The following is an 11,518-nucleotide window of genomic DNA, read 5'->3' as shown; positions in this document are numbered from 1 at the left end:
ATGCTGAATTGTTATAGGTTTCCAGCAATCCTACAAATAAAGCCAACTAAAACGTTATAGTTAGCTTTAATTTGACAGTAATTTATTATATCATCTTAGAAATTTTATTCTGAAATGCAAAAAAAGCACGCTTCGATGCTTTTTCTTCGGCCTTTTTCTTTGAGGTGGCTCTGGCTTTGGCAACAATTTTTTGGTCTATGGATAGTTTTACAGAAAAATGCCTAACATCGTCATTACCAGTATCTTCATAAACATTATAACCAAATGTTTTCTTTTCTTTCTGGCACCATTCAATAAGCAAACTTTTATAGCTTATAACTTTACCTTCAAGTTTTTCAATATCTACTTTTGGAAGAATAACGCGCTTGAATATAAATTTTTCGCAGTATTTATAACCTCTATCTAAGAAAATAGCGCCTACTAAAGCTTCAAATAAATTACCATGAATATTATCACCAAACTGTCCTGCGGGTATTTTGCTTTCAACTAAATCTATTAAATTTAGTTCTTTACCCAATTCATTTAAATGCTCTCTACTTACCACTTTAGAGCGCATTTTGGTTAGATAACCTTCATCACCACTTGGCACTTCTTGATATAAATGTGATGCTATAACAGAGCTTAACATGGCATCACCTAAAAACTCTAAACGTTCATAGTTAATAGCATTTCCCTCACCATCTCTTAAATTCATAGAACGATGTGTGAACGCCGTTTTAAAGAACTCAATATGTTTGGGTTTAAAACCAAGAATCTTAGTTAATTCCATAAAAAAATTCCCGTTGCGTTTAAAACGGGAATTTAATATGTTACGAATGTTTTTCATTCGGGATTCAGTCTATATTTTCTTGAATAATACACAAGCGTTGTGTCCGCCAAATCCAAATGTATTACTCATTGCTACTTTTACGTTGCGCTTCTGAGCTTTGTTTAAAGTTAAATTTAATTCCGGATCAATATTCTCATCAACAGTAGTATGATTTATTGTTGGAGGTACAATACCATGCTCAATAGCTAAAATACTAGAGATGGCTTCAATAGCTCCAGCTGCACCTAACAGGTGCCCTGTCATTGATTTAGTGGAATTAATATTTATGTTTTTAGCATGACTTCCAAAAACTTTAGAGATAGCCTTTAACTCAGCTACATCTCCTAAAGGCGTAGATGTACCATGTGTATTGATATGGTCTACATCTTCAGGGTTTAGTCCTGCATTTTCTAAACAATTTTTCATTACCTCAACTACACCTATTCCTTCTGGGTGAGGCGCTGTCATGTGATGTGCATCAGAAGATAATCCTCCTCCTGCAACTTCAGCATAAATTTTAGCTCCTCTAGCTTTAGCATGCTCATACTCTTCTAAAATTAAAGCACCTGCTCCTTCACCTAAAACAAAACCATCTCTGGTTCCATCAAATGGTCTTGAAGCTGATTCAGGACTTTCATTTCTAGTAGATAATGCATGCATAGCATTAAAACCACCCATACCTGCAATAGTAACCGCTGCTTCACTTCCTCCTGTAACAATAACATCACAATGCCCTAAACGTATCATGTTTAAAGCATCAAATATAGCGTTAGCAGAAGATGCACAAGCAGAAACCGTTGTGTAGTTTGGTCCCATAAAACCATGTTTTATGGAGATATTTGCTGGCGCAATGTCAGCTATCATTTTAGGAATAAAGAATGGGTTAAATCTTGGTGTTCCGTCACCACCAGCATAGTTTAAAACTTCTTGCTGGAAGGTTTCTAATCCACCAATACCTGCGCCCCATATAACACCAACGCGCAACTTATTAACCTCGTCTAGATTTAATTTGGCATCTGCAATAGCTTCATCTGAAGCCACCATAGCATACTGCGCAAACTTATCCATTTTACGAGCTTCTTTTCTATCAAGAAAATCTGTTGCGTTAAAGTTTTTAACCTCGCATGCAAACTTGGTTTTAAACTTTTCGGTATCATAATACGTTATAGGCGCAGCACCGCTTTTACCATTAACTAGACCATCCCAATATTCATCTTTGGTATTGCCTATAGGTGTTAAAGCCCCTAAGCCTGTGACTACAACTCGCTTTAATTCCATAAAGTAATGTGCTTATTTTGCAGCTTCTATATAAGAGATAGCTTGACCAACTGTTGCAATATTTTCAGCTTGATCGTCTGGTATTTGAATATCGAATTCTTTTTCGAATTCCATAATTAGTTCCACAGTGTCTAATGAGTCTGCTCCTAAATCGTTTGTGAAGCTCGCTTCCGTAACAACTTCGTTCTCATCAACTCCTAATTTGTCCACGATAATCGCTTTTACTCTTGATGCAATGTCTGACATAATCTTTTAATTTTAAGTTTTAATTCAGTTGGCAAAAATAAAAAACTTTATTTTTAAAACACATCTTTACTTAAAAAATGTGTCTGTAATTTACTAAAATAACTTTTAAGTATTTTAATTTTACCAGCTAAATGTTAATAATTATTCTTTTTTTTGTTTGAACAATCTTAACATTACAGTCTGTAATATGAAACGCGTAGTAATTTTTGCGTCCGGTAGTGGATCTAATGCTGAAAATTTAATAAAGTTTTTTCAAAACAGTGATAATGTATCTGTTATTCAAGTGCTTACCAACAATCCCCATGCCAAAGTTTTAGACAGAGCAAAAAGGCTTAAAATTAGTGCACTTTCATTTAATAGAGTTGCTTTTACCAAAACTAATGATGTTTTGAACATCTTAAAAACTTCAAATCCAGACCTTATAATATTAGCTGGTTTTTTATGGAAATTTCCTGAGAATATATTAGCCGAATTTCCTAATAAAGTGATTAATGTACACCCTGCTCTACTTCCAAAATTTGGAGGAAAAGGCATGTATGGTATGCGTGTGCATAATGCTGTTGTTGAAAATAAAGAAACTGAAACAGGTATAACCATACACTATGTGAATGAAAATTATGATGAAGGAGCTACTATTTTTCAAGCTAAATGCAATGTATTACCAACAGATTCAGCTAATGATGTAGCTGCTAAAATTCATGAATTAGAAATGGAACATTTTCCAAAAGTGGTTGATAAGCTTTTAAATGGCTAAAAAGAAAAAGAAATATTACACCGTTTGGAAAGGTCATCACACTGGTGTTTTTGAATCTTGGGATGACTGTAAAGCTCAAATAAAAGATTATCAAGGCGCCCAATACAAATCATTCGCTACGTTTGAAGCTGCTAAAAAAGCCCTTAAAGGCAATTATAAAGATTACATAGGAAAAATAGCTAAGTTTAAAAGTGAACTTTCTGAAGAACAACTAAAAAAAATAGGGCAACCTAATTACAACTCCATTAGTGTTGATGCTGCCTCAAGCGGCAACCCTGGAAAAATGGAATACCGTGGCGTAGACACCAAAACCAAAAAACAATTCTTTATACAAGGTCCTTTTGAAGAAGGCACTAATAACATTGGTGAGTTTTTAGCCATTGTACACGGATTAGCTTTTTTAAAAAAACACAACAGCAGTCATATTATATATACAGATTCTAGAACTGCTATTAGCTGGGTTAAAAAGAAAACCTGCAATACTAAATTAGAACGCAATAAAAAAAATAAACCACTTTTTGAATTGGTTGACAGAGCTGTTGAATGGTTAAAATCTAATACTTATAATACCGTAATTGTTAAGTGGGAAACCAAAGCCTGGGGTGAAATTCCGGCTGATTTTGGAAGAAAATAATCAAGGGATATAAAACTAGTTATATCCCCCAATATCAATTAAATTGATAATAGCAATTAATTTTAAGACACTTCAGATTTTAAAAAGTCACAAGCTTTTAAAAAGGCGCTATTATCCACTCAAAAAATATTCTTGAATACCTGTGTAAAAGACTTATATTTGCACAAAATTGTCAATCCTTTTTATGGGTAAATTAGTTATTGTTGGCACTGTGGCATTTGATGCTATTGAAACGCCTTTCGGAAAAACCGATAAAATACTTGGTGGTGCCGCAACTTTTATAGGTCTTGCTGCTTCTCATTTTAATATAGACGCCGCAGCTGTATCAGTAGTTGGCGGTGATTTTCCTCAAAAATATTTAGATCTATTATCTGACAGAAATATTAACCTTGAAGGTGTAGAAATTGTTAAAGAAGGAAAGACATTTTTCTGGAGCGGTCGTTACCATAACGATATGAATTCTAGAGACACTTTGGTGACTGAACTTAACACCCTTGCAGATTTTAATCCTGTGGTACCAGAAAACTATCGAGATGCTAGTGTTGTTATGTTAGGAAATCTACACCCTATCGTTCAATCAAGTGTGTTAGATCAAATGACGAAAAAACCTGATTTAGTTGTTTTAGATACCATGAATTTTTGGATGGATTCTGCCCTTGATGATTTATACAATGTTATAAAACGCGTAGACGTTATTACCATAAATGATGAAGAAGCTAGACAATTAACAGGAGAATATTCACTTGTTGTTGCCGCTAGAAAGATTCATGCTATGGGGCCAAAATATGTAGTTATTAAAAAAGGTGAACATGGTGCTTTATTATTTCATGATGATAATGTGTTTTATGCACCGGCGTTACCTTTAGAAGAAGTGTTTGATCCAACAGGAGCAGGTGACACCTTTGCAGGTGGGTTTGCAGGCTATCTTGCAAAAACAAATGACATCTCTTTTGAAAACATGAAAAATGCTATTATTTATGGTTCAACATTAGCATCGTTTTGTGTTGAGAAGTTTGGAACGGAACGTATGCAGAATTTATCAAACGATGAAGTGCATAAAAGATTACTGCAGTTTAAGCAATTAACGCAGTTTGAAATAGAATTAGGATAAACCAACGCGCTCATAATAGAGCGCGTTTTTAATTATAAACAAAACTCTAGAAATTAATTCTAGATAAATTATTTTATTATTTCCGTACGTCTAACTAAAGAATGTTAGAGGCGAAAAAAAAATTAATATGAGTGATATCTTAAAACACGAATGTGGTATAGCAGTTATTAGACTTTTAAAACCACTAGAGTATTACAAAGAAAAATATGGAAGTGCATTTTATGGCGTCAATAAAATGTACTTGATGATGGAAAAGCAACACAATCGTGGGCAAGATGGTGCTGGTTTTGCAAGTATTAAATTAGACACTCAACCTGGGCAACGCTATATAAGTAGAATTCGCTCTGTGGCCCAACAGCCTATTCAAGATATTTTTGCTCAAATTAATGACCGTGTTAACAATGAGTTTAAGGCTAACCCGGAATATCTTAATGATGTTGCTGCACAAAAAAGAAACATTCCATACATAGGTGAAGTACTTCTTGGTCATGTACGTTATGGCACCTTTGGAAAAAACAGTGTAGAAAGTGTACATCCGTTTTTAAGACAAAACAACTGGATGCACAGAAACCTAATTATGGCAGGTAACTTTAACATGACAAATGTTAAAGAACTATTTAGTAATTTAATTGAATTAGGACAGCACCCAAAAGAATACACCGATACCATTACCGTAATGGAAAAAATTGGCCACTTTTTAGATGACGCCGTAAGTAAAATTTATAGAGATCTAAAAAAAGAAGGCTACAATAAACAAGAAGCATCTCCTAAGATTGCAGAAAGACTTAAAGTATCTAAAATACTAAAACGGGCTGCTAAAAATTGGGATGGGGGTTATGCTATGGCTGGACTTATTGGTCATGGTGATGCCTTTGTTTTAAGAGACCCTGCAGGTATACGTCCTGCTTACTATTATAAAGATGATGAAGTTGTTGTAGTGGCTTCAGAACGCCCTGTCATTCAAACTGTATTCAATGTAAAGTTTGAAGATGTTAAAGAATTAGAACCTGGTCAAGCCATTATTACAAAGAAAAATGGAGATGTAAGGTTTAAACAAATTCTGGAACCATTAGAACGTAAAGCCTGTTCATTTGAGCGCATTTATTTTTCAAGAGGAAGTGATGCTGAAATTTATGAGGAAAGAAAAATGTTAGGTAGGTTATTGATGCCCAAAGTAATGGAAGCCATTAATAATGATACCAAAAACACCGTTTTCTCCTTTATTCCTAATACTGCCGAAACTTCATTTTTTGGCATGGTTGAAACAGCCGAAAATGAGCTAAACAAAACCAAAACCAAAACCATATTAACAGGTCAAAGAAATATATCTGCTGAAGAAGTTACCGACATATTATCCGAAAGAATTCGTGTAGAAAAAATAGCAATTAAGGATGTGAAGCTAAGAACCTTTATTACTGAAGATAGTAGTAGAGACGATTTAGTAGCTCATGTTTATGATGTTACTTATGGCGTTGTAAAACCAAACGACAATTTGGTAATTATTGATGATAGTATTGTTAGAGGTACAACTTTGAAGAAAAGTATTCTAAAAATGCTTGATAGGTTAAACCCTAAAAAGATAATTGTAGTGTCTTCTGCTCCTCAAATACGCTATCCTGACTGTTACGGTATTGATATGGCAAATCTTGAAAGCTTAATTGCTTTTAACGCAGCTTTGGCATTGTTAGAAGAAAATAACAAATTCCATATTGTTAAGGATGTTTACGAAAAATGTAAAGCACAAGAAGATTTGGCTGATAGAGATGTTAAGAATTTTGTAAAGGAAATATATAACCCTTTTACTGCTGAACAAATCTCGGATAAAATTGCTGAATTACTTAGTGATGAATCTATAAATGCTGAAGTAAAAATTATTTTCCAGCCTATTGAAAACTTGCATAAGGCATGCCCGAAGAATTTAGGAGACTGGTACTTTACAGGAAACTATCCTACGGTTGGAGGTAACCGAGTTGTAAACAAAGCATTTATCAACTTTTATGAAGGCAATAAGGAACGTGCTTATTAATTGACCACTTTTTATTTTTAGACACTTAATCTAAAAAATATACATTTCGTCTGATATATATGCATTTTGTCTAAAAAATAGACGGATTATATAAATTACATCTAACTTGGTGTCACCATAACATAAGTAGGTTAAGTTCATGGTAGATTTGGGGCAAAAAAAGGTGAACTCTCGTTCGCCTTTTTTTATGCGATTTATTCTCCTATTGTATAAATTATTTCATTTTTAAATAAATTCTCCAAATTTCATTTAAGCTAATTTATAAGTAGTTCGACTAATATTTTTTTATTCAAGCTATCTACTTCAATACATTTGAAATACCATAACATAAGTAGGTTAAGTTCATGGTAGATTTGGGGCAAAAAGGTGAACATTCTCGTTCACCTTTTTTTTATGTCTAATTCTATTTTTTTCTGTTCTACCTCTCTCATTATCACAGTTATTAAAAATCCGTTTAAGCTAATATATAAGTAGTTGGACTAAAATATTTTTTTTTACTCGATCTCTTCTATATTTTTAGTGTCACCATAACATAAGTAGGTTAAGTTTATGGTAGATTTGGGGCAAAAAGGTGAACATTCTCGTTCACCTTTTTCATTTTTATTAGGCTCTGTTTTTGCGTTAGGGATTGAGGTATTGTTGGAGCTCTTTTATGTTTATGGAATCCTGCCCTAGCAGGAATTACAGAAATACAAAAAAGCGACTACCGAAAGCCCGACCCTTGGGTAACGCCATAAAAAAAGTCGTCTAGAAAAACTTCCTAAACGACCTTAACACTTAAAAGTATATTTGATTATTTCGCTTCTGCGTAACGTCTTTCTACTTCATTCCAGTTAATTACATTAAAAAATGCACTGATGTAATCTGGACGTCTGTTTTGATAGTTTAAGTAGTATGCATGCTCCCAAACATCTAATCCTAAAATTGGAGTGCCGCCACAGCTTACTCCTGGCATTAACGGATTATCTTGATTTGGTGTAGAGCAGATTTCTATTTTACCACCTTTATGAACACATAACCAAGCCCAACCTGACCCAAAACGCGTTGCTGCTGCTTTACTGAATGCTGCAATAAATTCGTCTTTAGACCCATAAGTTGCTTCTATAGCATCTTTTAACTCTCCTGATAAATAACCTCTATCTTCCGGGTTCATAACTGTCCAGAATAGAGAGTGGTTGTAATACCCGCCACCATTATTTCTAACAGCGCCGTTATCCATATCTAAATTAGTAAGGATATCTTCTATTGATTGCCCTTCTAAATCTGTTCCCGCAATTGCGTTATTTAAATTATTTGTATATCCTGCGTGGTGCTTAGAATGATGTATCTCCATAGTACGAGCATCCATGTGTGGTTCCAATGCATCATACGCATATCCTAAATCTGGTAATTCAAAAGCCATAATTTCTTGTTTTATTATTTGTAATTAATTTCATTTCAAATTTACGTATAAATGGCTTCAATTAAAAATAATTAATTGTTATGAAACCATTGATAGTTTTTATCTTGTAGCAATTTACAATTTATGAATAAACCTAGTTCTTTTACCATTTACAATGCTTCTGCTGGAAGTGGAAAAACATTTACATTGGTAAAGGAATATTTGAAGGTTTTATTCAAGTCTACCAACCCAGAAAGGTTTAAGCATATTCTTGCCATTACGTTTACCAACAAAGCGGTAACCGAAATGAAAGAACGTATTATTGAAACGCTCAAACAATTTTCTGACGAGAATATTTTACTTGACTCAAACAGTATGTTTATTACCATTTGTGACGAGTTACAAATGGCTCCGAACATTATACATAGCAAGTCTAAAAATATTCTTAATACCATTATCTTTAATTATGCTGCTTTTGATATTTCTACCATTGACGGCTTTACACATAAATTAATACGAACTTTTGCTTACGATTTAAAACTCCCTTTAAATTTTGATGTTGAATTAGATCAAGATGACTTGCTGAACCAAGCCGTAGACAGTTTAATTTCTAAGGCTGGGACTAATGACGCTCTTACAAATGTTTTGGTTGAATTTGCCATAGAAAAAGCCGATGATGATAAAAGTTGGGATGTGGCATTAGACTTTAATAAGGTCGCAAAACTATTAGTGAATGAAAATGACATCCCCTTCATTGAAACCTTAACTCATAAAACACTTGATGGTTTTAAAACGCTTAAAGCACAGTTAAAAAAGGATATTGTTGCTGCTGAAAATTCTATTACAGTACATGCACAAAATGCTTTAACTTTAATTGATGAGGCAGGTTTGGAACATAAAGATTTTACAAGAAGTACATTGCCTAATCATTTTGAAAAAGCTACACAATTAAAGCTAGATGGTCTTTACAATAATAAACTTGAAGAAAACATTACAGAAAGAAAAGGGTTGTATTCTGCAAAAATTGATCCTGCTTTAGCAAATACTATAGACGCCATTTTACCTGAAATAGGAATAACCTTTAAAACAGTAAAAGCACTGGTTTTTCACCTTAAGTTTTTGAAAAATTTTTATAAAAATATTACCCCTCTTTCTGTTTTAAACGCCATTAATAATGAATTAAAACTACTAAAAGAGGAGCAAAACAAAATGCTCATCTCAGAATTCAATACCATTATTAGCAACCAAATAAAGGGGCAACCTACACCATTCATTTATGAGCGTATTGGTGAAAAATTTAAGCATTATTTTATCGATGAGTTTCAAGACACATCTGTTAATCAATGGCAGAATTTAATTCCGTTATTAAACAATGCGCTGTCTACTGAAAACGGAAGCACCATGTTAGTTGGTGATGCTAAACAAGCTATTTACCGCTGGCGCGGAGGTAAAGCAGAACAATTTATTGGTTTATTCAATGATGAAAATCCGTTTTACATTGAAAAAGAAGTTGAAAATTTACCAACTAACTACCGTAGTTTTAAAGAGATTGTAAACTTTAATAATAGTTTTTTTAAGTTTTTATCTCATAATGTTATTACAAATGAGGATTATCAAGATCTTTATAGAAATGGTTATCAAGAATCTTTTTTAGAAGAAGCTGGGTATCTAGAATTATCGTTTTTGGATTTTGATAAATCAGATGACCGAGACGAATGCTTTACAACTTCAGTTTTAGATAAAATTAAATATTGTCTTAATAGAGGTTTTCAACTAGAAGATATTTGTGTTTTAGTAAGAAAAAAGAAGGAAGGGGTTGCGGTTGCCAATTATTTGAGCCAACATCAAATATCAATAGTATCATCTGAAACCTTATTAATTAGTAATTCACCTGAAGTCAATTTCATAAATGATGTTTTAAAGTTACTCATTCAGCCTAAAAACAATGAGGTCAAAGTTTCGGCTTTAAACTTTTTAACCACCTTGTTGGATATTAAAGACAAACATCATTTCTTTTCAACACATTTAGATTTGACAATAGCTGAACTTTTCAAAAGTTTTGAGGCTTACAACATTTATATAAACAATAGTATTATTCAACTTCCACTTTATGATTTAGCTGAAACTATTGTTAGAGGTTTTAATTTGGTGAAGACATCCAATGCCTATATTCAGTATTTCTTAGACATTGTTTTAGAATTTTCACAAAAGAAAGGTTCTGATATTTCCGCTTTCCTAGATTATTTTGATAAGAAAAAAGATTCATTAAGCATAGTTACACCTAAAGAACAAAATGCGGTTCAGATTATGACCATTCATAAATCTAAAGGATTGGAATTTCCAGTGGTTATTTTCCCTTATGCAGATTTAGATATATATAAAGAAGTGGAGCCTAAAGCATGGTTTAGATTGAATAAAGAACATTACCATGGTTTTTCTAATACCTTATTAAATTATAATAAAGATTTTGAGCAATACGGTGACGAAGGATTAAGAATTTTTAATCAGCACCAGTCAGAATTAGAATTAGACAATATTAATTTATTATACGTGGTTTTAACTAGAGCTGTAGAACAGTTATATATTATATCAAAAAAAGATATATCAGCTAAAGGTTTGATTAACACAAAAAAATACTCTGGCATGTTTATCAATTACCTAATACATAAAAGTGTTTGGAATGAAGTGCAACTTACTTATAGTTTTGGTAAGGCAGATAGAACATCAAAAACAACATTAGTAAAAGAAAATACGGTTCTACAAAACGAATTTATTTCAACTTCAAAAGAAGATCATAATATTAAAGTAGTTACAAAAGCAGGTCTATTATGGGATACACATCAAAAAGAGGCTATTGAAAAAGGAAACCTTATCCATAATATAATGTCCCAAATTAAAATTAAGGATGATGTAGATATTGTTATAAATAAGTTCATTGATGCTTCTCTAATAAATAAAGAACAGTCAAAAGGTTTAAAAATAATGATATCTGAAATTGTAACCCATCCGCTTCTGACTGAATATTATAATTCAAGCCACACCATATATAATGAACGTGATATAATTACTAAAGAAGGAATGATACTAAGACCTGATAGAATTAATATTAATAACAATAATGAAGCTGTAATTATTGATTACAAAACGGGAAACCATGACAAAAAGCATGTACAGCAGTTACAATCTTACCAAGATGTACTTGAAGAAATGAAATTCAAAGTAATAGATAAAATTTTAGTATATATTAATGAACAAATTTCAATTAAAACATTGTAAGAAT

Annotated in this window: 9 protein-coding genes; 5 read left to right on the top strand and 4 right to left on the bottom strand. The window is 32.6% G+C overall.

What is annotated here, in order from left to right; translation table 11 throughout:
* Positions 1 to 85: 85 nt before the first annotated feature.
* Genes rnc through FUA22_RS12175 form a run of 3 tightly spaced genes read right to left on the bottom strand, consistent with a single transcriptional unit; the run spans position 86 to position 2,332 of the window.
* Entirely contained in the window at positions 86 to 826 is a 741-nt protein-coding gene (gene rnc, locus FUA22_RS12185) for a ribonuclease III (protein WP_147768724.1), read from the bottom strand.
* Between the two features lie 12 nt (positions 827 to 838).
* Positions 839 to 2,086: a beta-ketoacyl-ACP synthase II gene (gene fabF / locus FUA22_RS12180; RefSeq protein WP_147768722.1), complete on the bottom strand. Its 1,248-nt coding sequence runs from the start codon at positions 2,084 to 2,086 to the stop codon at positions 839 to 841.
* 12 nt (positions 2,087 to 2,098) lie between these two features.
* Positions 2,099 to 2,332, bottom strand: coding sequence for an acyl carrier protein (locus FUA22_RS12175; protein ID WP_007647141.1), 234 nt, complete (start codon positions 2,330 to 2,332; stop codon positions 2,099 to 2,101).
* A gap of 187 nt (positions 2,333 to 2,519) precedes the next feature.
* Between FUA22_RS12175 and purN the strand changes: the two genes are divergently transcribed.
* The 4 genes from purN (at position 2,520) to FUA22_RS12155 (ending at position 6,857) form a co-directional block, all read left to right on the top strand.
* Complete coding sequence (purN, locus tag FUA22_RS12170; RefSeq protein ID WP_147768720.1) at positions 2,520 to 3,086, top strand: phosphoribosylglycinamide formyltransferase; 567 nt, start codon at positions 2,520 to 2,522, stop codon at positions 3,084 to 3,086.
* On the top strand, positions 3,079 to 3,720 hold the full coding sequence (locus tag FUA22_RS12165) for a ribonuclease H1 domain-containing protein (RefSeq protein ID WP_147768718.1): 642 nt from the start codon (positions 3,079 to 3,081) through the stop codon (positions 3,718 to 3,720). Before purN ends, FUA22_RS12165 begins: the two co-directional genes overlap by 8 nt.
* A gap of 184 nt (positions 3,721 to 3,904) precedes the next feature.
* Positions 3,905 to 4,831, top strand: coding sequence for a PfkB family carbohydrate kinase (locus FUA22_RS12160; RefSeq protein ID WP_147768716.1), 927 nt, complete (start codon positions 3,905 to 3,907; stop codon positions 4,829 to 4,831).
* 127 nt (positions 4,832 to 4,958) lie between these two features.
* Positions 4,959 to 6,857, top strand: coding sequence for an amidophosphoribosyltransferase (locus tag FUA22_RS12155; protein WP_147768714.1), 1,899 nt, complete (start codon positions 4,959 to 4,961; stop codon positions 6,855 to 6,857).
* Between the two features lie 793 nt (positions 6,858 to 7,650).
* On the opposite strand, the gene FUA22_RS12150 is transcribed toward FUA22_RS12155, so the two are convergent.
* Positions 7,651 to 8,259 carry a superoxide dismutase gene (locus FUA22_RS12150; RefSeq protein ID WP_147768712.1) on the bottom strand — a complete coding sequence of 203 codons (609 nt, stop codon included), beginning with the start codon at positions 8,257 to 8,259 and terminating at the stop codon, positions 7,651 to 7,653.
* 123 nt (positions 8,260 to 8,382) lie between these two features.
* Here FUA22_RS12150 and FUA22_RS12145 point away from each other — a divergent pair, with 123 nt between their 5' ends.
* Entirely contained in the window at positions 8,383 to 11,514 is a 3,132-nt protein-coding gene (locus FUA22_RS12145; protein ID WP_147768710.1) for a UvrD-helicase domain-containing protein, read from the top strand.
* The last annotated feature ends 4 nt before the right edge of the window (positions 11,515 to 11,518 follow it).

Origin of the sequence: Seonamhaeicola maritimus, assembly GCF_008056315.1 — a bacterium.
GTDB classification, from domain to species: Bacteria; Bacteroidota; Bacteroidia; order Flavobacteriales; family Flavobacteriaceae; genus Seonamhaeicola; species Seonamhaeicola maritimus.
This window is presented reverse-complemented; position numbering and strand designations above follow the sequence as displayed.